We start from the raw sequence: 25,772 nt of genomic DNA, 5'->3' as shown, positions 1-25,772 counted from the left end.
CCACAGAACAATGTCCTGGAAGTTAAGTCAATTCTGGGTTAGGAGAATCGAAATTTCTTGATCGCCAATCCCGCAGCTGCTAACCCCCAGGCGATGATGATCAGCAACTCGGTGATAGGGATGATTCCGCGTAAGCCTTCAGCGAGCCCGGAAGCTACTGCAACAGAGGGAACCAATGTCCATAACCCGTTGCTGCCCAAACCTTGAGCGTACAGAACCCAGCCGACGACTCCTAGTAAAACCAGCCACAAAAAGTTGCCCAAGCCAAGGACTTTTTCAGCTGCCAATGTCCCGCCGAGCAATAGCCCGAAAGCAGTAAAGCTGGCAGTAGAGAGTAGCAATACGACGAGCGTCAAAAAGATCTCTGCGAAGCTAGCACGAAACCCGAGAATTCCAGCTGTAATTGCAAGCACAATTGCTTGTATCAGCGTCACGATAACAATCGCGGTGATTTTGCCGATAATGATCGCGGTGCGTGGTACCCCGGAAGCTCCTGCTCTTTTCAAAGCACCGTAGCGTCTGTCAAAAGCCACGGCAATGGCTTGCCCAGTAAAACCCGACCCCATAGCAGCAACCGCCAAAACCATAGGAAAAATTTCGTCGAGGCCGCGTTCTTCCCCCAAAAACGGAACAAACGCTGCGCCGACCAAAATTGCTAAAGGAACAACGATATTTAGTAGCAATTGTTCGCCGTGACGCAGAATCAGCGAGGTTTCCATCCGGGTCTGTGCCCCGACGATACGGAGGAACGAAGCTGGGAGCGGAGCAGGGCTAAAAGTTCCAGCAGGAAAACTATGTGCGGTCATCAACGTCCTCAGTAACGGCTAGAAAGACATCTTCCAGGCTGCGGGCAGTGACATTTAATTCGCGCAGCAAGATCTTGTGCGCGGCCATGGTTGTACCAAGTTGTTCGATTAACTCCGGGGTAGGTGTTGAATGCAAGAGATAACGGTTGTGACCAATGGAGCTGAGTGACCAGTCGGAAGGCAACATGTCGTCGGCAAGCGCAGTGTCCGTGGTAAACGTTAGACTTTCTCCCGTCGATTGGGCGAGCAGCTCTTGAGGTGTGCCTGAAATTTGCAATTGGCCGTGGTCCATAATGTAGATGTAATCAGAGAGCCGTTCAGCTTCGTCAAGCAAATGGGTGGTTAAAACGACCGTTACGCCATCTCTACGAAGGGCTTCGATGAGTTCCCAGGTTAAGCGTCGTGCTTGGGCATCCATGCCGGCGGTTGGTTCATCGAGAAAAATAAGTTCTGGCCTGGGCAGAAGAGCCAAAGCGAGAGAAAGACGTTGCTGTTGACCACCTGAAAGTCGGCGGTAAGTGGTTGTACTGTGCGGGCGTAAACCAACCAGGTCGATCAGCCATTCGGGGTCATGGGGGTTGGCGTAATACTTCGCAGCCAAATTGAGTTGTTCAGAAACGGTAGCACCGGAATAACCACCTCCGCCTTGCAGCATCATGCCGATGCGCTGACGGACTTTATCTGGTTCCGTAGCTGGGTTCATGCCAAGGACTTCAATGCGTCCAGAAGATGGTTGCGTGAAGCCCTCGCACATTTCGATGGTGGTAGTTTTACCTGCACCATTTGGGCCAAGCAGGGAAACGATGCACCCGCGCGGAACCGTGAGGTTGAGTGCATCGACTGCGGAGGTGTCAGCAAAACGTTTGCTGACGTTGTCGAGCACCACGGCGGGCGAGCTGTTGGCCGTGGACTCCTCGAAGCCATCGAAAGTTTTATGCACGTCACTCATTGTAGGGTAGAAGTTTTGCGATGCCGAAGCAGGTAGGAAACCACGGTAACGATACTGGTTATGACCAGGGCAGTGAGCAGCGCTTGTGTGTAAATACCAGCAACAACTTCCGGCGGCAGTGCCATTCCGCGGGGCAGAGTTAAGAAGCTCACTATGACGCAATAGATTGTGACCAGTACCCGGAATACGGCACGGTTGGCCCATGCGGCTAGTGGAACGATTGCCCACAGTAGGTACCACGGGTGTACAACCGGAAAGAATATGACTAACACGAGGGTTGCCATACCAAGCCCCCCGACCGGATGGATAGCTCCCCGAAAAGTGGCGAAGAGCATGCGGAGCAGGAAAATTCCTGACACCACCACACCAAGAGTGCGGGTGATTACCAAAATGGACTCTGTGTGGTCTCCCAACCCCAGCACTGTGCCAATAAAACCGCTGATCACTCCCAATGCTGTTGTTAAAGACAGCCAACTGCGGATGGTCGCAGCCCCGCCTTGCGCACTGATCCAACCGAGATCGATACCAGTAATTAGTGTGATGACAGCAATGCTGACCACAAGCGTTACAAGATAGAAACCAGCTGCCAAGACGACCGCTAGCCAGCGGCGCATGCCGTTGTTCGCCAGCCAACGTGCCAGTGCCATGCCGACGAAACCCAAAGCGATAAAGCCGGTAACCTTGACCATCCCGGCGCACGCGAGTAGAAATCCACCGGCGAATAATAAGCTCCATCGCCGTGCCGAACACGGATTGTTAATACCGCGAAGGGCCAGTTCTATGCCGACCAAGAGGAAGCCCAATAAAATTGCTTCGTTGTGAATGCCACCCAGCAAGTGAAGCATGACCACGGGGTTGAGCACTCCAAGCCATAAGGCAGTTTCTGGGGCGATTCCACAACGTCTCGCAAGCTTGGCAAGCGCCCAAGCCATCGCGATGATACCCACTAGGGAAATTAGGCGGTGCGCGAGAACACCGAATACGATTCCGTCGCTAGTTAGCTGGCTGATCGCAGCAGCAATGCCCAAAGCTACGGGGCCATATGGGGAAGGGGATTGCGCCCAGATAAAAGGCACTGAGCGTGCCAACGCGTTTTCAGTCCCGAGAAGTTCCACCGGTCCTGCTTCATACGGGCTCAAGCCCTGCGCAACGATTGAGCCATTCGCCAGGTAAGAATAAATGTCTTGTGTAAATAGAGGAGCGGTAAACACCAATGGCACCGACCAGGCGACCAAAGTTAGTTTTAACTCGCCGGTGCCAATCGTGAGACGTTGCACAGAGTCGAAACGGAAACTAATTCCGACAAATCGAGCCATAGCAACCCACGAGAATACTAAAATTCCGATCCCTAGCATGACTAATGCAGAGGAGGTCTGCAGCATACGGGCCATTAACGAACCCAACGGAAAATCCGAATATGGGTTGTTAACTACGGGAAGAGCACCTGCACCGAGTCCGCCCAAGCCGATCAGAAGAGTCGCAACCGTGCCCATCCATTGCCAAAGACGAAATAACCGAGCCTCCCGGGGCGTGGGCTCCTCGTGTACCGGAGGTTTTTGCGTGGCGTCGGAGAGCTGCGCAGAGCGTGATCCAGCTGTGCCCACTCGCGGTAAAACCGCGCGGATGGAGGGCCAAGGGTTCAGCGTGCGCAAATTCACGGAAGCCTATTTTAGTCATATTCCTCGGGTGGCTGTAACCCTGTCGGTTCTGCTTTGGCAGGGTACGGGCGATAGCGATTTGATCTCGGCGTGGAAGTCATAGTTTTTGATGAATATGGCCAGTTGGTTAGGGCTAGGTATAACCCACTCCAGCTGGACACTGCGCGATATTTAAGGAACACTAGTGTTGTCAAAAGATGAACCACCGTTAAGGGCTAAGGAGGTGCATGATGGCGACTATGCCCGACAGAAGTGTCGATAGTGACCAAGATTCCGGCGAAGCTACTGGGCTGACTGGAAAAGAAACACGTACTACTGATGGCGATACCCGTCGCCAAGTAATGCACTTGCTGCTCAAGCAAGGGCCGATTACGGCTGGAATGCTTGGTGATCATCTCGGCCTTTCGGCCGCGGGTGTGCGCAGACACCTGGACATTTTGGTGGAGGATGGATTGACGGAAACCGTGCACCGTCGCCCGCGAGGGCAGACGCGGGGTCGGCCCGCAAAACACTTCCGCTTAACTGATCGAGGACGTGCATATTTCGGGCACTCCTACGACCTATTGGCATCGGATGCTCTGGAAGCTCTGCGTGAAGCTGGAGGGGCAGATGCGGTCCGTGCTTTCGCACGGCAGCGTGTCCGGAAAATCCTCGATAAAATAACACCAGCGACATCCCCAGATGACGCTGAGGAGCAAGTTGATGAACATGCGGTGGAGCACACCGCCAAACAGTTAGCGGAAACGTTGAGCGCACATGGTTACATATCGACGGTGCGCCCGTCGGAATCAGGCATCCAGATGTGCCAGCATCATTGCCCCATCGCTCACGTTGCGGCAGAACACCCAGAATTGTGTGAAGCTGAGCATGAGGTCATTACTTCGCTTCTAAGCCAACACGTGCAGCCCCTGGCTACCATCGCGGAAGGCCACGGTATTTGCACCACGAATATTCCCTTGACGCAATCACAAACCATCATGAAAGGAGCTGGTCATGACTCAGGCACAACCTAAGCCAGAGACTCCGCAGATGACCGATGATGAGATTATCGATTCGATCGGTGCCTACGAGTACGGCTGGCACGACTCCGACGCCGCGGGCGCATCCGCTGAACGTGGCATTAGCGAAGACGTAGTCCGCGATATCTCGCGCCGTAAGAATGAGCCAGAGTGGATGCTCGAAGCTCGTCTGAAGGCTTACCGCATCTTTGAAAAGAAACCAATGCCTACGTGGGGCGCTGATCTGTCGGATATCGACTTCGATCAGATTAAATACTACGTCTCTTCGACTGAGGGCCAAGCTGCTTCCTGGGAAGACCTCCCAGAAGACATTAAGGCTACTTATGACAAACTGGGCATCCCAGAAGCAGAAAAGCAGCGGTTGGTTGCGGGCGTTGCAGCGCAGTATGAATCTGAGGTTGTTTACCACCAGATCCGCGAGGACCTGGAGGAAAAAGGTGTCATTTTCGTAGACACTGATACTGGCCTGCGGGAATATGAAGATCTCTTTAAAGAATACTTCGGCTCTGTCATCCCAGCCGGTGACAACAAGTTCTCTGCGTTGAATACTTCTGTCTGGTCTGGCGGCTCTTTCATTTATGTACCGAAGGGCGTGCATGTCGATATTCCGTTGCAGGCGTATTTCCGTATCAATACCGAAAACATGGGCCAGTTTGAGCGCACCTTGATCATCGTTGATGAAGATGCCTATGTCCATTACGTCGAAGGCTGCACCGCACCGATCTACAAGTCGGATTCGTTGCACTCCGCGGTCGTAGAAATCGTCGTCAAGAAGAACGCTCGTTGCCGTTACACGACGATCCAAAACTGGTCTCAAAACGTTTATAACCTGGTTACTAAGCGCGCTAAGGCTGAAGAAGGCGCAACCATGGAATGGGTTGACGGCAACATCGGTTCGAAGGTCACCATGAAATATCCGGCCGTATGGATGACCGGTGAAGGTGCCAAGGGTGAAGTTTTGTCCGTAGCGTTTGCTGGCGAAAACCAGTTCCAGGACACCGGCGCCAAGATGGTACATATGGCACCACGCACTTCCTCCAACGTCGTGTCCAAGTCTGTTGCCCGTGCAGGTGGGCGTGCTTCGTACCGAGGTCTCGTGCAGATCAACAAGAACGCGAAGCACTCGACTTCGAACATTGAGTGTGACGCGCTACTGGTTGATTCAATCTCGCGTACCGACACCTACCCATACAATGACATTCGTAACGAATATGTCACTTTGGGGCATGAGGCTACGGTTTCGCAGGTTTCTGAAGAACAATTGTTCTACTTGATGTCGCGCGGTATCGCCGAAGAAGAAGCAATGGCAATGATTGTGCGCGGATTTGTCGAGCCAATCGCGAAAGAGTTGCCAATGGAATATGCACTCGAATTGAACCGTCTGATCGAACTACAAATGGAAGGATCCGTGGGCTAAATTGGTTAACTCCAACGAATTCAACACCACGAAAGCGGCCACGAAGGGCGACCAGTTCACGTCATTTAACGTCGATGACTTCCAGGTGCCAAGTGGTCGTGACGAAGTGTGGCGCTATATCTCATTGCGTAGCTTGCGGGGATTACACGATGGCACTTTTTCTAAGGTCGTGGAACAAAACATCAGCGTAAGCGAACAAGGTGGCGTCAAGAGCGAAAAAGTTGCTCCGGACGATTCCCGTCTGGGACGTGCGGGCGCACCGGCAGACCGTGTCGCAGCGCAAGCTTGGACTTCGATGCTCGCTGGTCAGGTCATCACCATTGACGGTGACAAGCAGTACGACGATGCCGTGGTCATTACGATCACCGGTGCAGGCGACGATGTGACGTCCTTCGGCGCCACTTCGGTAGAGATCGGCAACCATGCTGAGGTCACCGTCGTATTGAACTACCAGGGCTCTGGCACGCACGCAGACAACGTGGAATTTGTCATCGGAGACGGCGCCCACGTCAACGTCGTGGTTGATGCCGACTGGGATGATGATGCAGTGCACCTGTCACACCAGGTTGCTTCTCTGGGACGTGACGCAACCCTGCGCCACAACGCAGCCATTTTCGGCGGCGAGATCGTTCGCATGGTTCCTCGCGTCGGTTTCCGTGCGCCAGGTGGCGATGCGGAATTGCTGGGCGTGTACTACGCTTCCGAAGGGCAGTACTTCGAAAACCGCCTGCTGATGGATCACTCGCAGCCATCGTGCCGTTCCAACGTCATGTACAAGGGCGCGATTCAGGGAGCACCGGGCTCCTCCAAGCCAGACGCCCGCTCGTGCTGGGTTGGCGATATTCTGATTCGCTCAAACGCAGAAAACACCGACACCTACGAGGTTAACCGCAACCTCTTGCTGACCGATGGTGCCCGCGCAGATGCGATCCCGAACTTGGAAATCGAAACCGGCGAGATCGCTGGAGCTGGTCACGCTGCAACCGTCGGCAGGTTCGACGACGAGCAGGTTTATTACTTGATGTCGCGCGGTATCCCAGAAGGAGAGGCACGTCGTTTGATTATCCGTGGCTTCTTCTTGGAGATCATCAACCGCATTCCAGTGCAGAACTTGCGCGAAGACTTGGCAAAGCGAGTCGACGACGAACTCGCAAGCATCTCGGCATAACACGAAATCGAAATCGCTAGGGCAGCGGCTCCAGTCGCCCCTACACGCACGACCTATAACCACGGAAAGAGTGAGCTATGTCTACCTTGGAAATTAAGAATCTGCACGCTCAGGTGCTGCCGTCGGATGAGACCGCAGAGCCAAAGCCAATTCTGAAAGGCGTCAACCTGACCATCAAGTCGGGCGAAACTCATGCCATCATGGGGCCAAACGGCTCCGGCAAGTCGACCTTGGCTTACGCCTTGTCGGGTCACCCTCGTTACGAAATCACTGAAGGCGAAGTACTTCTCGACGGTGAAAACATCCTAGAGATGGAAGTCGACGAGCGCGCGCAGGCCGGTCTGTTCCTTGCCATGCAGTACCCAACCGAAGTTCCTGGCGTTTCCTCGTCGAACTTTATGCGTTCGGCAGTATCTGCCGTTCGCGGCGAAGCACCAAAGCTGCGTGAGTGGGTCAAGGAAGTCAACGAAGCCCGTGAGGCGCTGTCCATCGATAAGTCCTTCGGTGAGCGCTCGGTCAACGAAGGCTTCTCCGGTGGTGAGAAAAAGCGCCACGAAGTACTGCAGCTGGGTCTGCTGAAACCAAAATTCGCCATCATGGACGAAACTGACTCCGGCCTTGACGTTGACGCGTTGCGTATCGTCTCTGACGGAATCAACCGTTACCAGGACGAAACCAATGGCGGAATCATGATGATCACCCACTACAAGCGCATCTTGAACTACGTCAACCCTGACTTCGTTCACGTGTTTGCTAAAGGACGCATCGTCGAAACTGGCGGTGCTGAATTGGCCGACACCCTTGAGTCCAGCGGTTACGATCAGTTCATGTAAACGCAGCCAGTAACTTCCTCTGGCCACGTTTGCGCTGATACGAAGAAACGAAGAAACTAGGTTTAACATCTCGATGTCTACTTTGGATACCGACGCAATTCGGAAACACTTTCCGATCCTGTCGCGTACGGTTCGCGGCGATCATCCTTTGGTCTATCTGGATTCTGGCGCGACCTCGCAACGCCCCGAGGTGGTGTGGGAAGCGGAAAAGGAATTCGTCCTGAATTCTTTCGCGCCCGTGCACCGCGGCGCCTACCAATTGGCTGAGGAAGCTACCGACGCCTACGAGGATGCTCGTGAGGCCATCGCCAACTTCGTCGGTGTAGACGGTGCTGAAATTGCGTTCACAAAGAACGCGACAGAAGCATTGAACCTGGTTGCATTTACCTTCGCTGACCCCCGCTCCGAGGACCTGTACGTCGGCGAAGGAGATACCGTGGTGGTTAGCGAGCTGGAACATCACGCTAACTTGGTTCCGTGGCAGGAGTTGTGTGAGAAAACTGGTGCCACTCTCAAGTGGTACCGGGCCACGGACGACGGCCGCATTGACTTGGATTCACTTGAGCTCGATGAATCCGTGAAAGTGGTTGCGGTCAGCCACCAGTCCAACGTTACTGGTGCTGTGGTCGACGTTCACGAAGTTGTCCAGCGTGCTCGCGCGGTTGACGCACTGGTGGTCTTGGATGCCTGCCAGTCGGTGCCGCATATGCCCGTGGATTTCCGGGAATTGGATGTGGACTTTGCCGCGTTTTCGGGCCACAAGATGTGCGGCCCTTCTGGGGTTGGTGTCTTGTACGGCAAACCAGATCTACTGGCGAAGTTGCCGCCATTTTTGACCGGCGGCTCCATGATTGAAGTCGTGAAAATGGAAAAGACGACTTTCGCCGAACCACCGCAGCGGTTTGAGGCGGGAACCCAGATGACCAGCCAAGTTGTTGGTTTGGGGGCAGCCGTCAAGTTCTTACAAGAAATCGGGATGGACGAAATCCACGCGCATGAGCAAGAACTAACCAAATACTGTTTGGAGAAACTCTCTGCCATTCCTGGAGTTCAGATTGCAGGTCCGCTGGATACAGAAAACCGGGGCGGGGCAGTATCGTTTGTAGTGGATGGGGTACACCCGCATGATTTAGGTCAGGTACTGGATGATCGCGGGGTGTGCGTGCGAGTCGGTCACCATTGCGCCTGGCCGGCACACCGCAGCCTGGGAATGCAGTCCACTGCGCGTGCAAGTTTTTACTTGTATAACACCACCGAAGAAATCGATGCGCTTGCCGACGGCATCGTGCATGCTCAAGAATTTTTTGGAGTCTGATCTAGATGAATCTCGAATCGATGTATCAGGAAGTGATTCTAGATCACTATAAAAACCCGCAACACCGGGGATTACGTGAGCCGTATCAGGCTGAAGTCCACCACGTGAACCCATCGTGTGGCGATGAGCTCACGCTGCGGGTGCAGTTGTCTGATGACGGGCGGACCGTCGAGGACGTCTCGTACGACGCTGTTGGATGCTCAATCTCGCAAGCGTCGACCTCGGTAATGGCGGAAGAGATCATTGGTATGTCTCGTGACCGCGCGATGGAAAAGCTCGCTGAGTTTGAGCGGATGATCACCTCACGAGGCAAAGCTGAAGGAGACGAAGACATCATTGGAGATGGAGTCGCGTTTTCTGGTGTCTCGAAGTACCCAGCCCGCGTGAAGTGCGCTCTGTTGGGTTGGAAAGCGTTCCAATCCGCGACCGCGGATGCGCTGAATGAATTGGAGAAATAATGTCTGAGAATACTCAAACACAATCTTCTGACCAGCCGGTTGATCCGTACCAGAATGAGAATTCCTCATTTGATGGTGCGCGTGAAAAACCGGAGCAGACAGAAGAACAACTGAGCTTGGCGTATGACTGTGAAGAATTTCTTCGCGACGTCATTGACCCGGAGTTGGGCATCAACGTCGTTGATCTGGGCTTGGTATATGACCTTTGGATTGAAGAAAAGGACGGAAAGACACGTTGCGTCATTAACATGACGCTGACGTCGCCAGCCTGCCCATTGACCGATGTCATCGCTGAACAGGCTGAGCAAGCCGTAGTAGCTAACACCAAGTGTGATGAGCTCGAGCTTAACTGGGTATGGATGCCGCCATGGGGCCCGCAGATGATCACGGACGAAGGTCGTGAACAATTGCGTGCTCTTGGCTTCGCAGTATAGCCGCCGTACCTTTAGCTTCTGATCTGATCAGCAGAAGCATTCGACGCCCCGTTGCTAGTTCTACTAGTGGCGGGGTGTCGAACTGTACACCCTATTATGTCGGGCACTGATCAATCCAATTTTTAGATCCAGCCGTTCTTCTTCGCCAGGTATGCCGCCTCGTAACGGTTACCCGCTCCCGTTTTCGCCATGATGCTGGAAATATGGTTACGCACCGTTCCCGGTGACAGAAACAACGCTCTGGCTATGGCAGCCGAGTTTTTACCCTCGAATAGCTGCTGGCAGACCTCACCTTCTCGTCTGCTTAGCGGATTATCGGGAGTCAATAAGCTTTCTTGTGCAAGCGTTGGGTCTATCACACGCATACCGGACTGCACCCGGCGGATAGCGTCGGCAAGCTGTTCTGGTGGAGTGTCCTTGACGACGAACCCGTCCACCCCGGCTTCCACTGCACGTTTGACGTACCCAACTCTGCCGAAAGTTGTGACGATTATGCAACGGCAGGACTCGCCAGAAAGCTCCACCGCTGCATCCAACCCGTTGAGCCCAGGCATTTCGATATCTAGCAGGGCTACATCAACCGATTTTTCCCGCACGAGCCGCACAGCCTCGGTGCCTGTGGCGCATTCGGCGACGACTTCGATGTCGGATTCGGCGTTTAAAAGCGCAATTAGCGCGCCGCGTACCAGCGATTGGTCTTCGGCGATCAGTATTCGGATCGGTGTGGTCATAGGGTAGATTCCTCCGTCACAGCGCCGTCATCGATCAGTGTGTTGTCATCGCTCATGGAAACCAGCACGGTGCTAAGTCCCTCTTTGCGTTGTATGATCAGCCGTCCGCCGGCGGCTTCAATTCTTTCGCGCAAGCCTGACAGCCCGCCCTTCGTATGCGTCCACTGGCATTGAAAACCACAGCCGTTATCTTTTACCTGCAGCTTAGTGTTTGTGATACTTATCCAGCACTCAGTCGCTCCCGAATGTCGTAGCACGTTCGTCGTGAGCTCTCGTAGAGCCCAGGAAAACACCGAATCGTGAGCGCCCGGTGTCGTTAACGGCTCGGGTAGGTGCGCAGTAATTTCTTTAGTTTCCAAAGCCCGGCGTGCTGCTTGCAGTTCGCCAGCGAAGGTGGGGGTGCGCATGCGGGTCACGGTGGAGCGAACTTCGGCTAGCCCCGTGCGCGATAGCTCGCTGATCTCGTTCAGTTCCTGCCGTACCTGCTCAGGATTAGAATCGATGGCTCGTCGTGCGACCTCGGATTTCAAGTTGATAACCGTCAGGGAGTGCCCTAACAGGTCGTGGACGTCGGTGGCGATATCTTCGCGTTGCTGCGCTAGATCTAGCTTGTGTCGAAGTTCGTCGCGAGATTCTTCATATTGGATAAATGCGCCCAACACCACCAGTCCCAACGGTACAACCAGCCCCAACGGTATGCCGAAAAGGAGTACGGCGGGCCAGATCGGGTTTTGCGGTGCCCAGAGCCACACTGCCGCGGCACCGATTGCGCCGGTTGCGACTACGATGGGCAGGGATTTCTTCAGCGGCAAGGTGAAACCCAACATCGCGGCCAGAAATGGGGCGAAATTCGCTACTCCTATGCTGATCACCGGTGCGGTGGCCAGGGCAATTGCAAGCAGAACGCTCCATCGGAGAAGCGCTCGCGGCTGCCGATCCCAACCTCGCGGAAAATAATCCAGCGAGCCAAAGGCGAAGCTATAGAAGGCAGCAAAAGACCCCACGCAGACGGTGACCCATGCCTTGTCCCCGGTACTGAGCTGTGGAGCGGTGTACACCTGCACCATGAGTGGTGACAAAAATAGGAGCGATACCGAAGCAGAGATGAAGTCAGTTCGTCGAAAAATGTCACTATGGTGCATTTAGTTTCGCTCCTTGTCGCGGTTACGCATCAACAGGCAGAGAGTAACGAATACGGCCGTCCATATCGTGATGTTAGCCCAGGAGTACCACATAGGATCGAAGATCATTCCTGTCGGCTGCAGCTGTGCACCTTCGGCCAGAGGCCAGCGCACCAGTGTGACTGCACCGTACATTGGGGTAAATCGAGCGATTTGCAGCAGGGTGCCGCTGAGGCCGATGAACACGTTTCCCGCGAAGGCAAGGATCACGATGGAGGCCGTGGCGATCGCCACTGTGTTTTCTTTCGGAACCACCAAGACCCAAGCTAAGCCGTAAAATCCGAAAGGAATGGCACAGATAACACAAGCGAAGAAACTTATTGCCCACTGAATTGCTTGCAAGTGTGCGTTGGTGAGAGCGCCGGCGATGAATACCGCTGCGATAGGAAGCACCGCACGTACCGTGATGCTGAGTGTATTAGCGAAAGCGAGTTGCCAACTACGCAGTGGAGTAAGAGCCAATTGCCGCCCCCAGCCACTGCGATCATCAGTGAACGCCGAACCAGCCGCACCGACCGCTCCGACGACGCCCGCGTACAAAGCCATGGCCAGCATGACAAAGGCGGAGACGTTTCCGCCATTCATTTCCTGAGCGCCGTAGGGCTGAGATGCGCCAAAAACGAGATAAAAGAAGACCGGCAAAACAACGCTGAAAAACAAGGTGGTCATGTCCCGGCGCAGTCGCAGCAATTCCTGGCCGGTGAATTTTAGTGTAGTGCTCATGGGGTTAGATTTCCTGGTTTTGGTTTGTCAGCTCAAGGAACATGTTTTCTAGGCTGGGATTGGTGATGCTGAGATTGCGGGCATCAGTTTCCGATAACAGGTAGCGGGCCAGAGCATCAGAGTCCTGACTCACCAGACGCAGATGATGGCCGTGAATTTCATTAGCAGTCACGCCCGGTATGTCCGCGAGTTCCGGGATTTCGCCTGGGAACTCAGCGGTGACGATGCGCTCAGAGCTCATATTCTGCAGCTCATAGGTGGTGCCGTCGGCGATGATTTCGCCTTTGTGCATCAGTACGATGCGCTCGGCGAACTCCTCAGCTTCTTTCAGGTAATGGGTGGTGAAGATGATCGTGCGGCCCTGTTCAGACTGGCGCCTCATCGATTGCCAAAACTGGCTGCGCGCGCCTGCGTCCATTCCCGCGGTGGGCTCGTCCAGGATGAGGATGTCCGGGTTACCCAGAATGGCCAATGCGAAGCGTATGCGTTGTTGCTCACCGCCGGAGCATTTGCCGACGCGGCGGGTGTAGATTGGCTCCAGGTTGGCTTGCTTGACAACGTCGTCCAGCGGTAGGTGGCGGGGGAAGGTAGCGGCGATCATCTTTACAGTGTCCTGCACCGTCATTTCGTGCAGTAGCCCACCGGTTTGCATTAGCGCACCGATGTTCTGCCTATAAATTGCGAGTTTGGGGGAGTTGTTCAAGACTTCGACGGTTCCAGCCGTCGGTCTGCTAAGCCCTAAGATGAGGTCCACTAAAGTAGTCTTGCCTGCTCCGTTGGTTCCGAGCAACGCGACGATCTCACCACGTTGAACGGAAAGGTCCACGTTCTTTAATGCGTGTACCGGTGAACGAGAGTGTGCGTTGAAGGTTTTACTCGCTCCTGAAACTTCAATGGCTTGTGTTTGCTGCATTGCTTTCATACGGACAACGCTAATGATCTGGGGATTCGTGGCCGTATGGAAATCGTCATGAAATCACCCATGATATTTGTCATGGGGGGTACAAAACGTCCGCACTTCCAAGTCTCTATTTATTACGAACCAATGAGCAGCTGGATACTAGCGTGCCTTATCAAACCAGAATCACACCTATCGGCAGAGAGCTTTGGCGGATTCCGGAAGGATTGCCGGGATTCGGATAGTGAGTACGTCTTGCCCAGAACAGGGAAGAATCAGATAAGGCTAACCTGAAACATTGCCCTGCCAGGGCTATTGTCGGACTGACAGGATTTGAACCTGCGACCCCCAACGGTTTTTAAAACCGCTGGTTAAACCCTGTTTTTGCGTTGAATTTTCCCGGTGAAACCAGCTTACACCCGGCGCGTGCCCAATTCGTGCCCAAAATCAGGGCACGGTTGCGGCTGTTTTCGGTTGGTTTTGCGGCTGTGTTTTGTAGTCGCCGGGTTTCCCGGCGCTGTGCACAGCAACAGGACCGATCGAACACGGTTTTGGTGGCCCCGGTGCTGGTTGCTGTAAACGTTTTCACAACAAGGAAAGAGGTTTAGGTCACAATGATCGTTGACAAAGGTGACAAGTTTTTGCTGCTATCGGATCCCGAAGGAGGGTTTACGTTGATTGCAGAGGACAGAGACGGGTTCAAGGCTGGCAGCACCCGGTTCGGTGAACGGGTTGATGCGTCAAAGTTTTTTATGTCCTGTGCAGAGTTTGTTGGGTCCGTTGTCATGGTTGGTAGGTACTTGCCGGTGCACAAAACCACCAGCGTCTAACAACCTCCGGTGGCGGTGACTGTACAGGCCCGGCGCGTAGGGTTCGCGCCGGGTTTTGTTGTTGCCGTAGAACAGGCTTCGGGGTTGTAGTCCTGGCTTTGCTTCAACAGAACTAATCCCAGTACACACCAACCCAGACGGGGGTAAAGCCGTCATGGGTCGAGACCTACACGAGTTCCTGGAATCCAAAGAACATTACAGCCGATGGATTACCCGCCTAATCGAAAAATACGGCTTTGTCGCAGGTCAGGATTTTTCGACAAATTTGTCGAAAAATACCGGACGTGGCCGCCCGCAACAAGACCACATCCTCACGCTTGACATGGCCAAGGAGTTGTCCATGGTTCAAAACAACGACCGTGGACGTCAGGCTCGCCAGTATTTCATCGAGTGCGAGCGTCGCATGAAGCAGCTCCAGCCGGAGCTAACCCCTGAGCTGTTTCAGATGACCCCGGTGGTTTCGGACAAAATTGTCCGAAAGTCTTTTCCCTGATCAAAGCCGGATTTGAACATACGGCTAAAACGAGTTATTATGGTCTCATCCTTCTACAAAGGCTTGAACCAAGCACGTATCACCCCACACAACGCGGTTGTGTGGGGTTTTCAAATTTGAGTAGCTGATACGATCCGCGGTTATTCATGGTCTTAGTCGGTTGTTTCCAACGGTTTGGGGCTGCCACAAGCCCCGTAGACGGCTTAGAACCGATTACAGGTGTCAGAGGGTGCCCCAACGGGGTTTAAACCCGTCTAACAGCCTTGTGCAGACGACAAACAACCACGGGTGAGGCTATGCGTCGCTTAGACCGTGGTGTTCTGGTGGTGGCAACTGTGGCTTGTTCCCGTTCGTTGCGCTCGTTGAGACGGACGCACCAACGGTGTTTGCACAGTGTTCGACTTCGGCCCCATCGCGTTTGAAACGCGAAAGGGTTTGTTGATGCCCCGGCGCGCCGGGGCTGTGGTGGGTTCGGTTGTTAACCCCTGTGCATGTGGTCTGTACCTTGTTGGGTTTCACAGCTGAGAATGAAAACGCCCATGATGTTGCCGGAGTTTCTCAGATTTTTCCGAAAAACCCCTAGCCATTAGTTTCCGACATTTTTGTCGAAAACTCCTAGCCGTTGGTTTTGAACATTTTTGTACAAAAGTCACGCCGGTATTTTTTCGATTTTTCGAAAAAAGTCTTGCCTGAGGTTTTCGCCAAAATTGGCGTAAATTCTTTGGCCTGTGGGTTTTACTCATTTTTGAGTAAAAGTGACATCAGAACTTTTTGCCAAAAATGGCAAAAAATCCTGACCTGCATGTTTGGTTACCGGTTGGCCAGGTAGTTGTACACGGTGGCGCGTGTCACACCGTATTCTTTGGCCAGCGCTGTAACCGTTTCCCCGCCGGTTTTGCGTGCCCTAAGTTCTGTGACCTGTTGGTCGCTGAGTTTCGGCTTACCCCCTTTGTATTTGCCCTGTTGTTGGGCAATTTTTATTCCCTCACGTTGTCGTTCCAGGATCATGGACCGTTCAAACTCTGCAACCGCACCAAGCATGGACAACAGCATGGTGTTCATGGGGGAATCTTCACCGGTGAACGTTAGTGATTCTTTGACGAAACGGACACGAACACCGTCGGTGGTGAGCTGTTTTACGATGCTGCGCAAATCGTCAAGGTTTCTGGCCAACCGGTCCATGCTGTGCACAACCAGCGTGTCACCGTCTCGCACGTAGTCCAAAGCCGCCTGCAGCTGTGGCCTGTGGCTGTTTTTTCCGCTGGCCTTGTCCACGAACACCTTGTCAACGTGTTCACCGTCCAACTGTCGGTTGGTGTTTTGTTCAACCGTTGAAACTCGTTTGTATCCAACGATGGCCATAGCGGTGGGTTCCTTTGCTTGATCCGGGGGTGTGTGTATAAGCAAAGTCTAAGACCCGGGTATACATGTGTCAAAACGGGTTGTTAACCACCCTGTTTTTACGGTGTTTTGCTTACCCGGTGCGTGTTCATTTTGGGTATACCCTGTTTAGACACACGGCTAGACACTGGACAACCGTGGTTCGGTTGGTTCCCCCGGCGCGCCGGGGTTGCAAGGCTAGGGGCCTCGTTTGCAACGCGGCTACCGGTTGCCGGATACACGCGGGGTGCTGTGGCCTCCGGTGTCCCGTGCACTGGCAGGTGCTGTGGTGTTGGGTAGGTGCACACCCTCCGGTGGCCTCGGTTGGGCTGTGGCGTGCACAGGCTTCGGGGTTGCCGGGTGCAGGGCACCGGCGTGGTCCGGTTGGCTAGGCAGGTGCTACCGCCGGGGTACAGCCCCGGCTACCGGGTGTAGGGATACACGGTTACCGGTTGGTGGGTGTATCGGTTGGGCCAGCCGTTTTTAGCTGTTTTTGCGAGGCTGTGACCAGGTGTTTTACAAAGCCGTTTTGGCTGTACGCTCGTTTAAGCGGTTTTAGGCAAGCGGTTGGGGTGATTGCCTTGCCACGGTGGTTTAACACCTCAGACGGGCTTGTAGCGGGTGCTGTTGGTGCACCCCACGGGGTATACCCTCGCCCCGGGTTCCAGACCGCAAGGTAATGCGGGTCTCCGGTCTTGTACAGGTTTCTAAGGTGACAAACACCACAAACGTTTATGTTGCTTTAGCCTTCGGCTAAGAGTAACTTGGAAGGGCTAGCCTTGTCCACGGTCATGCAACGCAGTAGACGGATCAGATGGACCGGGGTAGTAAACAGCAGCCAACAGGCTGTGACGATTGTTCAAACAACAGCGGTGTTCACGGGGTGCAAGCCCGTGGAAAAACAAACCGCTCCACAACCAAGAAAGAGGTTAACACTTGCCAAACCCAGACTACAACACCGAACGCGAACAGCTCGCACAACAGGGTAAACGCCGGTGCAGAACGTGCAACGAGATCAAACCCGAAACACAGATGGCACCCAACAAGTCCAACTACCGCGGCTACGAAAACCGTTGCCGGGATTGCAAGCTGGCAGCCAACCGTTCAGGTGGCAAAGACCGAACCCCGCTGCAAAGCCGCCTGTACAACGGTGCAAAACAGGCTAAACAGTGTGGCCGCCGCGCCTACCGGGTGACACGGGAACAGGTGCTGAAAGAGTGGACGCGCCGGGGCTTGGACCCGAACCGTTGCGCATACTGTGACGTTGTCCTGAGCATGGACAAAGACGCACCTGAGTTTTTCAACATTGACCATTTGGAACCGTTGTGTCTGAAAGGGTCCAAAGGCCACGCCAAAGCAAACCTGATCCCGTGCTGTGCCAGCTGCAACAAGCAAAAACACAGCAAACACCTTGTTCAATTCCTGGCCAGCCGTGAACACCCGGCTGACCCGGTGACGGTGGAACAGCTCACAAAAGCGTGCTGGACACAACCAGTCAAACAGTCTGCACCGGTGGGTGAACCGGTTGAGATGCTGTTTTGCGAGTACATGCACACGTTCATGCGTGAACCAGAGTTTGAGGCCGTCGGTTAGGCCCGTCTGAGCTGTAACCAACCCCCGGGGTGGCTTGTTGCAGGTTAGGACTTACGCTCAATTTTGAGCGGAAGACTCTGACCAGTGAGGTTGCTTCGGGGTGCTGTGTCCGTTTTTTGTTGTGTGAAAGGATTTTTGTGTTAACCGCTGAAAAACAGCAACAGGCCCCTGTGTTCTTTGACGATTCCACCGGGGAACTCACCAACGCCGGGGTGGCGTCATTGCTTAAGCACCGTTTGCAGGCTAAAACACGGGCAGAACTGGCTGATGAACCAGATGACCCGGCGCGGCATTTTTTAATTCCCGGGTTTGTGTCCAGTTCGTTGACGTACCTTTACGGGCAGTCGAAGGTGGGTAAGTCGTTTGTGGTGGCCAACGTTGTGGCCAGTCTGTTGGACGGTAAGCCGTTTTTGGGTAGGCAACCACTGAAAACGGTTGACGGTGTGGTGATTGTCACAACGGACGCGGGTGATGATTACGCCTACGATGACCGTCTAAACGATTTAGGCGTTGCACCTGATGACCGAGTGGTCTTGGTTCCGGTTGGCATTAACCCAAAGCCGGAACGGCTTGCAGAGGTTGCAGACCTGATTGCCATCGGTGGCTACGGGTTTGCTGTGTTCGACCACGCCACCGGGATTATACCCACGGATCAAAACATTAACGAGCGTGAGCCGTGGGGCAACTTGTGGGAACTTTTGGATTCGTTGGGTGTTCCGGTGCTACTGGTTGGTCATGCGACTGATTCCAAATTCCAGGGGCAAACCATTCACAGGCCCTCCGGAAACAGTGCAGCTACACAGCTCGCACGTACCCGTGTTGAGGTGCACAGGCCGGATGAGCGCAACCGGTCCAACCCGTTGCGTGAGATTGTGGTGTTGAACAACTACGGTGAAGACGAACGGTTGCAGGCGATGCTTGCCCCGGAGGGGTTGACGCTGGTTGATGACAGTGACGATAAGCCGGAGGCTGGCAGGCAAAGGGATAGCCAAACCCTTGACAACAACGCTGCAATAGCGCGGCTGGCTGTAGGCTCCAAAGCAACCACCGTTGCCGGGGTGGCTGAGGATATTGCTAGCGATGCAGGGCTAAGTGCTAAAACGTTGAGTGGCAAAAAATTGCCTGCACTGGTTAAGTGTGGCCTGTTGGTTAAGTCCAGTGATCCACGGGCTAGAGGCTGCTACGAGGCAGGCGACAAGCTTAGAATGTGATGCACCTCATAGGTTGCACTGTTTTGTAAACGTGCAGGTCACAGGCTTTTGGGTGCAACCCGGCACGGTTGCACTCTCTAGCGTTTATGCAGGTCACAGCAATGCACCTGCAACCTGCACCCCCCTTATATATCCCCCACTGAGTGAACCCCTACGGCGGCTTCGCGCCGATTCTCCGGAGGGGTGAACGATACCAAGCGAAAGACTTTGGCAGCCCCGGCGGGCTGCTAAACGTCTGAGCTGTTGAACCGAAGAATACGCCTGAACCAACAGGCGTGTTCGCAGGTGAAAAACCAACTGTTGTTATGGCGGCCTTCGGAGGCCGCCTAAACCATTTCTAAAGTGAGTAGCATCACAGCCGTTGGGGCTGTGGTGATACGACCACCGTAAGGCCGTAGCAACGGCCGGTAGGTGGATTGGTTTAGGTGAAACCCCAACAAAGGGGTTGAACCATGTTGGAGGCAACCGGAGGGGTTGCCGATGGGGTAACCAACAAGCGAACCACAGGGTTCGCTGTGTAAACAGTTTTTCTACGGCCGTGGACCAACACGGCCTGTGGTTGTTTATGGTTAGCCCGAAGCCACAAGAGCGTAGGGCTTACGGTTGTTGATTGATTGATCCACAGGGGATCTAAACCCCTGTGTCTCATAAGCCAACAGCGGGCCAAACAGGCCCGCGTTACACAACATTGGTTGTCCACCGTTGCCGAAGCCAACAGTGTCCAACACCAACCGTGTGCTACGGCTGCCACCGTAGCCCAATGTGTTTTATATCACTGACAGACTTTTCCCCCGTTTGGGGAAAAACTACCTGACTAACAGCCCGGTGGATAACACCACCGGGGTTGTTGATGGTTGCCCCGTGCACAAGCCACGGGGCTTTGGTTTAGGTTTTCGACGGGTGCACAAGCTACCCGGCGCGGTGGTGGTCTGTGGATTCTATGCTCACAGCAGCCATAAGCTCACTCGGCCTGTGCTCTCGCACACGCATGTACGTGTGCAAAATGGTGGACAGATCCGATTGACCAAGGATTCTGCCTATTTCGGTGGGTGTTGCCTGTTGTTCTGCCAACCGGGTGATAAGCCAGTTGCGTCCGTAGTGCGGGGTGATTTCGCTGCTAACCCCGGCTTTGCTTTTGGCACGGTGAAACACTGACCTAAAACTTGTGTCCATCACGGTGCCACCGGTGGCTGTGGTGGTTACCAGAGCCTCGGAACGGGGTTCAACGTATTCTGCCAGGTGCTTGACAACCAGGCTCCGGTGTTCTTTGAGTATCGGAACATCACGGTAGCCTGCCCGTGTTTTGGGTGGTTGCCGTTTCATCACCATGTGCCCGGTGTGATCGGGAACACGAACCAGGGTTGCTTCGACCCTGACAACCCAACCGTGTGCCACGCGCACCACGTGGCGACGCTGCAACGCCAAACATTCACCCACGCGCAACCCGTGGAACAGGCACAAGGCTACGGCAAGCCTGTAGCGCGCCGGGGTGTTGTTGAGTATCGCCAACAGTTCCTGATCGGTGGGTAGCTGCTTGTGTTTTAGCGGCGCTGTGCGCCTGTGTGAGGCTTTGATGACCACCGGGTTGGTTTCCAGTATCCCGGCGTCCACAGCCGCGTCTACGGCTGTTCTGAGTAGCTTATACGCCTTGTTGTTTCGGTTGCCTGTTTCCGGGGTGAGTGCCACCATCGCCTGCCACCACGTGCGTACGTGGTCTTTGGATAGTTTGCTGATCCTGAGCTTGTGGAACGGGGGATACCCCGCTATCCGGGTTTTCATAACCGTTTGGTACGTGGTGTGGGATGAATCCCGTAGCTGTGGCCTGTGGCTGGCTAGCCACTGTTGGCACCATTGCGCAACGCTGAGGTTCCCGGTTGGCTGTTTGGCAGGTGCCGGTGGTTCCCACAGGTTCAACCTGATTTTGGCCTGTTGGGTTTCCACGTAGTCCAGGGCTAGCGCTTTGCTCGCAAAAGTGTTTGGGGCTGTGTAGCGTAGCCCGTCCGGTCCGGTGTATCTGGCTTGCCAGTTGCCGGAGGATAGTTGTCTCACGTTTCCCGTGTTTTTTGTGCCCAATTTGTGCCCAATCCGGTGCAGAAACGGGTTCAAACCACACCCGGCGCTTGGTGGTGTGGTAAATTTTCCCCGTAAGGTGTTTTCGCCTTATCACCGGGAGAAACAACTGAAAAACAGAGTGTTAGGTTATCCTAAAAACCTGCTCTGAGCAGGGCTATTGTCGGACTGACAGGATTTGAACCTGCGACCCCCACACCCCCAGTGTGGTGCGCTACCAAACTGCGCTACAGCCCGTTGTTGCCCAGAAATCCGATCAGGACTCTGCGGCAACGTTTTCACTATAGCGTTTGCTCAATATATCGCGCCAAACTTCCAGCTCACTACGGTTATTAATAAACCGTGGCGACTGCTAAACTGGCTGGTCGTGATTGTTAGCCAAGACCTCGAAGTCCGCGCCGGTGCCCGTACCTTATTGCATGCTCCTGGCCAGCACCTTCGGGTGCAGCCGGGGGATCGCATCGGATTGATCGGCCGCAATGGTGCGGGAAAAACCACCACCATGCGCATTCTTTCTGGCGAGACCCAACCTTATGCTGGTGAAGTACGCATTTCGGGAGATATCGGCTACCTTCCGCAAGATTCTCGTGAGGGAAACATCGAGCAAACTGCTCGCGACCGCGTCCTGTCAGCACGCGGGCTTGATGAGCTGCGCAAGTCCTTGGATAAACAACAGCAGATTATGGAAACCACCTTGGATGATGACAAGCGAGACAAAGCCATCACCAAGTTCTCCAAATTGGAAGAGCGATACCACAGCCTTGGTGGTTATGAAGCGGACTCGGAAGCAGCCACGATCTGCGACAACTTAGGGCTCGAACAACGAATTTTGGACCAGCCACTCAAGACGTTGTCGGGTGGTCAGCGTCGTCGTGTAGAGCTGGCACAGATTTTGTTTGCTGCCACCAGCGGGGCAGGAAAGTCACAAACCACGTTGTTGCTCGATGAGCCAACCAACCACTTGGATGCTGACTCCATTTCCTGGTTGCGTTCGTTTTTGGCGAAGCACGAAGGCGGCTTGGTCATGATTAGTCACGACGTTGAACTGCTTCGCGACGTCTGCAACAAAGTATGGTTTTTGGATGCCGTGCGCTCGGAAGCCGATGTATACAACATGGGTTATGAGAAATATCTTGACGCGCGCGCCACCGATGAAGCACGCCGTCGACGTGAGCGGGCGAATGCTGAAAAGAAAGCGTCGGCGCTGCAAAAGCAAGCAGCAAAATTGGGTGCCAAAGCTACGAAAGCGGCCGCTGCAAAACAAATGCTTGCTCGTGCAGAGCGAATGATGGGCAATCTGGACGAGGTCCGCCTAGACGACAAGGTCGCATCCATTAAGTTCCCAGAGCCAGCTCCGTGTGGCAAGACCCCGATGCATGCGACGGGACTGACCAAAATGTATGGTTCGTTGGAAGTTTTCGCTGGTGTCGATCTGGCGATTGATAAAGGCTCCCGCGTCGTCGTTCTTGGGTACAACGGCGCCGGTAAAACTACCTTGCTGAAATTACTTGCTGGCGAGGAACGCACCGACGGCGAAGGCGGCATCGTCACCGGACATGGCTTACGCATTGGCTATTTCGCCCAAGAACACGACACCATCGATCCTGATCGGACAGTCTGGGAAAACACAATTTCTGCCTGCCCTGACGCCCATGAGCAGGAGCTTCGCAGTCTGCTCGGTGCTTTCATGTTCTCGGGTGACAAACTGGAACAACCCGCAGGTACACTGTCCGGCGGTGAGAAAACGCGCTTATCGCTTGCTACCTTGGTTTCTTCCCGGGCGAATGTTTTGTTGTTAGATGAGCCCACCAACAACCTGGATCCAATATCGCGGGAACAGGTATTGGATGCATTGGCCACTTATACTGGTGCCGTCGTCTTGGTTACCCACGACCCCGGCGCGGTCAAAGCCCTGGAACCGGAGCGGGTCATCATCATGCCAGACGGTGATGAAGATATGTGGAGCGACGAATATATGGAGATCGTGGAATTGGCCTAAGCTGGCACAACCACGCGGGATGTGTGTGTGATTTTGTGGTCATGGAACCACAGCCTGGTGCGCACAGTCTATTGGGATAGGACACGAGAAAGGACTATCCATTGAGCCTCGATAAATATCGGAACCGCATTAAGAACTTGCTGGACCGTGCTGCTGCTTGTGAAGGCACACCGGAAGGCGATTTGTGCCGGGTTAAAGCTTTTGAGTTGGCAGCAAAATACGCCTTAGATCCCGATGATGTACGCAAGCAAGCAGATGCGGACTCGGCAGGACAGACCGTGTGGGAATGGGAATTAACTGGTAGCTATAAGCCACAGCAGCGAGAACTGCTTGCACATATCGCTAGTGCCCTGCATTGCCGGGTCCTTTATGAACGTAGCGGCACCGGTCGGCACAACTCTTTCGGATTGGTTTTTGGTGTGCCCCGGCATCTTGAGAGGGTGAAAATGCTCTTTCCAATGCTTAACTTGCACATGTCGGCGGGATCAACAAAATACGCTGCGAATCACGGCGCGCGCGATGCCACGCATACGAAACGATTGAAAACTTCCTGGATGATGGGGTTTTCAAGTAGCGTCTTTGATTTGCTTGAGCAGGCTGACCAAGACACCGCGTCCCAAGTTGGTCGGGGAGCAGAGGTCGCATTGCTTGATGACGCCAGCGCTGCAGAAAAACTCATGCACGACTATGTCCACGAGGCAGGCTTGGTACTGCGCAACGGACGACAGAATTCGCGGGCGGTAGATCCAGAAGCGATGCACGCGGGCAGTGAAGAAGGACGCCGCGTCGACCTCGGCAACTCCCGGATTCCCCAACGCAAGGAACTGTCTGCATAGTTGGCTATTGTGCAGCGGCGTAATGGCCTGCCAAGCTGACAGGCCCGATAACCCAACTACTAGTTTCGGAATCCGTGTACCGGGGCCGGGATGAACCCACCACGGTGGATGAACTCGCGGTTGCCGACGGTGTTAACCGGAATGATCGGTGCGTAGCCGAGAAGACCACCAAAATCAACTTCGTCGCCTACCGCAGCACCAGGTACAGGAATAACACGCACCGCCGTGGTCTTATGGTTCATCACACCAATTGCGGCCTCATCTGCGATCATGCCTGCGATAGTTTCTGCTGACGTGGCACCAGGAAGTGCAATCATATCGAAACCGACCGAACAAATTGCGGTCATTGCTTCCAACTTGTCCATGCTGATGCTGCCAGCACGCACAGCATCGATCATTCCTTTGTCCTCAGAGACAGGAATGAACGACCCTGATAAGCCGCCGACACGCGAGCACGCCATCATGCCGCCCTTCTTCACCGCGTCGTTCAGCAATGCCAGGGCAGCGGTTGTGCCGTGGGTTCCGACTTGTTCTAATCCCATGTGTTCGAGGATATGAGCGACGCTGTCACCGAGTTCGGCGGTCGGAGCCAGTGACAGATCAACGATGCCAAACGGAACACCCAACCGTTGTGAAGCCAAATTGCCAACTAGTTGACCGGCGCGGGTGATCTTGAAAGCTGCTTTCTTGATTTCTTCCGCAACTTGATCCAGGCTGGCACCCTCCAGGTTGCCCAATGCGCGATCGACGACACCAGGGCCAGATACGCCGACGGAAACCACGCAATCAGGTTCTTCCACGCCATGGAAAGCACCTGCCATAAACGGGTTATCGCCAACAGCGTTGGCGAACACCACTAATTTGGCGCAGGCGATTGCAGAATCGTCCTTGCTTAATTCGGCGGCGGATTTAATAATCTCACCCATGTGTCGGGCAGCATCCATATTGATGCCCGCGCGGGAGGATGCGATGTTCACTGAGCCGCATACCACTTCCGATTGCGACAGAGCTTCCGGGATGGACTCGATGAGTCGACGGTCTGCTTCGGTGGTACCTTTTTCAACGAGTGCGGAGTATCCACCTATAAAGTTAACCCCGACTTCATTGGCTGCTTTGTTAAGTGCCTGCGCTAAATCGGCGGGGTTGCCTTCAACACCGGCTGCAATCAAAGAAATTGGCGTAACTGAAATCCGCTTGTTTACGATCGGAATTCCGAGTTCAGCTTCGATTCCTTCGCATGCTTCAACTAGCCGTGACGCACGGGTAACGATTCGGTCATACACCGCATCACAGGTGGCAGACATCGTCGGACGTGTGCAACCGAGTAATGAAATACCCATGGTCACAGTACGAATATCAAGACGATATTTTTCGATCATCTCGATCGTATCGACGATCTGAGCATTCTTAAAAGAAAATGGCATAGTGTAGTTTTCCTGCGCTAGGTGGTGCTAAATTTCGTTGATCGCGGTAAACAGCGATTCAGCCTGAATGCGAATAACTTGGTGGGTTTCTTTTTCTACGGCTTCCATACGCTTTTGAATCTGCGGTATCGACAAGGCTTCATCATCGAATTCCACTCGCAGAATCATAGTGAAATAACCGGACATAAGAGTTTGTGAAACGTCGACGATATTGACATTAAGCTCCGCAAGAGCAGTGCTGACTGAGGCGATAATTCCGGTGTTGTCCGCGCCGGTCACGGTCATGATGGCATACATATTACTCATCTTAACTGCCTATCCAGCATTCTTTTTAGCCGGGGCAAAA

General features: G+C 54.1%; 23 protein-coding genes and 1 tRNA gene. 12 read left to right on the top strand and 12 right to left on the bottom strand.

Features of this window, described 5'->3' with window-relative positions:
• Positions 1–38 precede the first annotated feature (38 nt).
• The 3 genes from L9H78_RS05480 to mptB are packed head-to-tail and all read right to left on the bottom strand — an operon-like array spanning position 39 to position 3,413.
• Positions 39–806, bottom strand: coding sequence for an ABC transporter permease (locus L9H78_RS05480; RefSeq protein ID WP_249619495.1), 768 nt, complete (start codon positions 804–806; stop codon positions 39–41).
• Entirely contained in the window at positions 793–1,755 is a 963-nt protein-coding gene (locus tag L9H78_RS05475) for an ABC transporter ATP-binding protein (RefSeq protein ID WP_249617181.1), read from the bottom strand. The genes L9H78_RS05480 and L9H78_RS05475 overlap by 14 nt, the downstream gene beginning before the upstream one ends.
• Positions 1,752–3,413, bottom strand: a complete 1,662-nt coding sequence (gene mptB, locus L9H78_RS05470) for a polyprenol phosphomannose-dependent alpha 1,6 mannosyltransferase MptB (RefSeq protein WP_249619494.1) — start codon at positions 3,411–3,413, stop codon at positions 1,752–1,754. The genes L9H78_RS05475 and mptB overlap by 4 nt, the downstream gene beginning before the upstream one ends.
• A gap of 239 nt (positions 3,414–3,652) precedes the next feature.
• Between mptB and L9H78_RS05465 the strand changes: the two genes are divergently transcribed.
• The 7 genes from L9H78_RS05465 to L9H78_RS05435 all read left to right on the top strand — a co-directional run bounded on the left by L9H78_RS05465 (position 3,653) and on the right by L9H78_RS05435 (position 10,057).
• Positions 3,653–4,426, top strand: a complete 774-nt coding sequence (locus L9H78_RS05465; protein ID WP_249618826.1) for a helix-turn-helix transcriptional regulator — start codon at positions 3,653–3,655, stop codon at positions 4,424–4,426.
• Positions 4,407–5,849, top strand: coding sequence for a Fe-S cluster assembly protein SufB (gene sufB / locus L9H78_RS05460; protein WP_249617179.1), 1,443 nt, complete (start codon positions 4,407–4,409; stop codon positions 5,847–5,849). The genes L9H78_RS05465 and sufB overlap by 20 nt, the downstream gene beginning before the upstream one ends.
• 1 nt (position 5,850) lies before the next feature.
• Positions 5,851–7,017, top strand: a complete 1,167-nt coding sequence (sufD, locus tag L9H78_RS05455) for a Fe-S cluster assembly protein SufD (protein ID WP_249617178.1) — start codon at positions 5,851–5,853, stop codon at positions 7,015–7,017.
• 77 nt (positions 7,018–7,094) lie between these two features.
• Positions 7,095–7,850: a Fe-S cluster assembly ATPase SufC gene (gene sufC, locus L9H78_RS05450; RefSeq protein WP_021353942.1), complete on the top strand. Its 756-nt coding sequence runs from the start codon at positions 7,095–7,097 to the stop codon at positions 7,848–7,850.
• A gap of 73 nt (positions 7,851–7,923) precedes the next feature.
• Complete coding sequence (locus tag L9H78_RS05445; RefSeq protein WP_249619493.1) at positions 7,924–9,165, top strand: cysteine desulfurase; 1,242 nt, start codon at positions 7,924–7,926, stop codon at positions 9,163–9,165.
• A gap of 5 nt (positions 9,166–9,170) precedes the next feature.
• On the top strand, positions 9,171–9,623 hold the full coding sequence (gene sufU / locus L9H78_RS05440) for a Fe-S cluster assembly sulfur transfer protein SufU (RefSeq protein WP_249619492.1): 453 nt from the start codon (positions 9,171–9,173) through the stop codon (positions 9,621–9,623).
• The gene (locus tag L9H78_RS05435; protein ID WP_021353940.1) at positions 9,623–10,057 is read left to right on the top strand and encodes a metal-sulfur cluster assembly factor; all 435 of its coding nucleotides are present in this window, start codon (positions 9,623–9,625) and stop codon (positions 10,055–10,057) included. Before sufU ends, L9H78_RS05435 begins: the two co-directional genes overlap by 1 nt.
• A gap of 122 nt (positions 10,058–10,179) precedes the next feature.
• On the opposite strand, the gene L9H78_RS05430 is transcribed toward L9H78_RS05435, so the two are convergent.
• Genes L9H78_RS05430 through L9H78_RS05415 form a run of 4 tightly spaced genes read right to left on the bottom strand, consistent with a single transcriptional unit; the run spans position 10,180 to position 13,614 of the window.
• A complete protein-coding gene (locus L9H78_RS05430; protein WP_249619491.1) occupies positions 10,180–10,788 on the bottom strand; it encodes a response regulator transcription factor in 609 nt (202 codons plus the stop codon).
• On the bottom strand, positions 10,785–11,930 hold the full coding sequence (locus tag L9H78_RS05425) for a sensor histidine kinase (protein ID WP_249619490.1): 1,146 nt from the start codon (positions 11,928–11,930) through the stop codon (positions 10,785–10,787). Before L9H78_RS05425 ends, L9H78_RS05430 begins: the two co-directional genes overlap by 4 nt.
• Positions 11,931–12,692, bottom strand: coding sequence for an ABC transporter permease (locus L9H78_RS05420; RefSeq protein ID WP_249619489.1), 762 nt, complete (start codon positions 12,690–12,692; stop codon positions 11,931–11,933).
• A 4-nt stretch (positions 12,693–12,696) separates the two neighbouring features.
• On the bottom strand, positions 12,697–13,614 hold the full coding sequence (locus L9H78_RS05415; protein ID WP_024272921.1) for an ABC transporter ATP-binding protein: 918 nt from the start codon (positions 13,612–13,614) through the stop codon (positions 12,697–12,699).
• A gap of 960 nt (positions 13,615–14,574) precedes the next feature.
• On the opposite strand from L9H78_RS05415, the gene L9H78_RS05410 reads away from it, so the two are divergent.
• The gene (locus L9H78_RS05410) at positions 14,575–14,913 is read left to right on the top strand and encodes an antA/AntB antirepressor family protein (protein WP_249619488.1); all 339 of its coding nucleotides are present in this window, start codon (positions 14,575–14,577) and stop codon (positions 14,911–14,913) included.
• Positions 14,914–15,723: 810 nt separating this feature from the next.
• Here L9H78_RS05410 and L9H78_RS05405 read toward each other — a convergent pair.
• Entirely contained in the window at positions 15,724–16,275 is a 552-nt protein-coding gene (locus L9H78_RS05405) for a recombinase family protein (protein WP_249619487.1), read from the bottom strand.
• A 954-nt stretch (positions 16,276–17,229) separates the two neighbouring features.
• On the opposite strand from L9H78_RS05405, the gene L9H78_RS05400 reads away from it, so the two are divergent.
• Positions 17,230–17,886, top strand: coding sequence for an HNH endonuclease (locus L9H78_RS05400; RefSeq protein WP_249619486.1), 657 nt, complete (start codon positions 17,230–17,232; stop codon positions 17,884–17,886).
• Positions 17,887–18,023: 137 nt separating this feature from the next.
• A complete protein-coding gene (locus L9H78_RS05395) occupies positions 18,024–19,097 on the top strand; it encodes an AAA family ATPase (RefSeq protein ID WP_249619485.1) in 1,074 nt (357 codons plus the stop codon).
• Between the two features lie 909 nt (positions 19,098–20,006).
• Here the strand turns inward: L9H78_RS05395 and L9H78_RS05390 are convergent.
• Complete coding sequence (locus L9H78_RS05390) at positions 20,007–21,146, bottom strand: tyrosine-type recombinase/integrase (protein WP_488211980.1); 1,140 nt, start codon at positions 21,144–21,146, stop codon at positions 20,007–20,009.
• Between the two features lie 184 nt (positions 21,147–21,330).
• A tRNA-Pro gene (locus tag L9H78_RS05385) sits at positions 21,331–21,404 on the bottom strand.
• Between the two features lie 130 nt (positions 21,405–21,534).
• On the opposite strand from L9H78_RS05385, the gene L9H78_RS05380 reads away from it, so the two are divergent.
• Both L9H78_RS05380 and L9H78_RS05375 read left to right on the top strand, forming a co-directional pair.
• Positions 21,535–23,166 (top strand): ABC-F family ATP-binding cassette domain-containing protein, encoded by a 1,632-nt coding sequence (locus tag L9H78_RS05380; RefSeq protein ID WP_249619484.1) that lies wholly within the window; start codon positions 21,535–21,537, stop codon positions 23,164–23,166.
• Positions 23,167–23,267: 101 nt separating this feature from the next.
• Positions 23,268–24,002 (top strand): DUF7168 domain-containing protein, encoded by a 735-nt coding sequence (locus L9H78_RS05375; protein WP_249619483.1) that lies wholly within the window; start codon positions 23,268–23,270, stop codon positions 24,000–24,002.
• 59 nt (positions 24,003–24,061) lie between these two features.
• Here the strand turns inward: L9H78_RS05375 and L9H78_RS05370 are convergent, their stop codons facing one another.
• Together L9H78_RS05370 and L9H78_RS05365 are read right to left on the bottom strand one after the other, a co-directional pair.
• Positions 24,062–25,426 (bottom strand): PFL family protein, encoded by a 1,365-nt coding sequence (locus tag L9H78_RS05370; protein WP_249619482.1) that lies wholly within the window; start codon positions 25,424–25,426, stop codon positions 24,062–24,064.
• A gap of 27 nt (positions 25,427–25,453) precedes the next feature.
• Positions 25,454–25,723: an ACT domain-containing protein gene (locus L9H78_RS05365; protein WP_027017955.1), complete on the bottom strand. Its 270-nt coding sequence runs from the start codon at positions 25,721–25,723 to the stop codon at positions 25,454–25,456.
• Between the last annotated feature and the right edge of the window lie 49 nt (positions 25,724–25,772).

Origin of the sequence: Corynebacterium pseudodiphtheriticum (genome assembly GCF_023509295.1) — a bacterium.
In the GTDB taxonomy this organism is placed as follows: Bacteria; Actinomycetota; Actinomycetes; order Mycobacteriales; family Mycobacteriaceae; genus Corynebacterium; species Corynebacterium pseudodiphtheriticum.
This window is presented reverse-complemented; position numbering and strand designations above follow the sequence as displayed.

Coding starts and splice junctions, on each gene's coding strand:
- L9H78_RS05415 (WP_024272921.1), bottom strand. CDS start 13,614: ATGAAAGCAATGCAGCAAACACAAGCCATTGAAGTTTCAGGAGCGAGT.
- L9H78_RS05410 (WP_249619488.1), top strand. CDS start 14,575: ATGGGTCGAGACCTACACGAGTTCCTGGAATCCAAAGAACATTACAGC.
- L9H78_RS05475 (WP_249617181.1), bottom strand. CDS start 1,755: ATGAGTGACGTGCATAAAACTTTCGATGGCTTCGAGGAGTCCACGGCC.
- L9H78_RS05370 (WP_249619482.1), bottom strand. CDS start 25,426: ATGCCATTTTCTTTTAAGAATGCTCAGATCGTCGATACGATCGAGATG.
- L9H78_RS05445 (WP_249619493.1), top strand. CDS start 7,924: ATGTCTACTTTGGATACCGACGCAATTCGGAAACACTTTCCGATCCTG.
- L9H78_RS05420 (WP_249619489.1), bottom strand. CDS start 12,692: ATGAGCACTACACTAAAATTCACCGGCCAGGAATTGCTGCGACTGCGC.
- sufC (WP_021353942.1), top strand. CDS start 7,095: ATGTCTACCTTGGAAATTAAGAATCTGCACGCTCAGGTGCTGCCGTCG.
- sufB (WP_249617179.1), top strand. CDS start 4,407: ATGACTCAGGCACAACCTAAGCCAGAGACTCCGCAGATGACCGATGAT.
- sufU (WP_249619492.1), top strand. CDS start 9,171: ATGAATCTCGAATCGATGTATCAGGAAGTGATTCTAGATCACTATAAA.
- L9H78_RS05480 (WP_249619495.1), bottom strand. CDS start 806: ATGACCGCACATAGTTTTCCTGCTGGAACTTTTAGCCCTGCTCCGCTC.
- L9H78_RS05425 (WP_249619490.1), bottom strand. CDS start 11,930: ATGCACCATAGTGACATTTTTCGACGAACTGACTTCATCTCTGCTTCG.
- L9H78_RS05435 (WP_021353940.1), top strand. CDS start 9,623: ATGTCTGAGAATACTCAAACACAATCTTCTGACCAGCCGGTTGATCCG.
- L9H78_RS05465 (WP_249618826.1), top strand. CDS start 3,653: ATGCCCGACAGAAGTGTCGATAGTGACCAAGATTCCGGCGAAGCTACT.
- L9H78_RS05405 (WP_249619487.1), bottom strand. CDS start 16,275: ATGGCCATCGTTGGATACAAACGAGTTTCAACGGTTGAACAAAACACC.
- L9H78_RS05365 (WP_027017955.1), bottom strand. CDS start 25,723: ATGTATGCCATCATGACCGTGACCGGCGCGGACAACACCGGAATTATC.
- L9H78_RS05430 (WP_249619491.1), bottom strand. CDS start 10,788: ATGACCACACCGATCCGAATACTGATCGCCGAAGACCAATCGCTGGTA.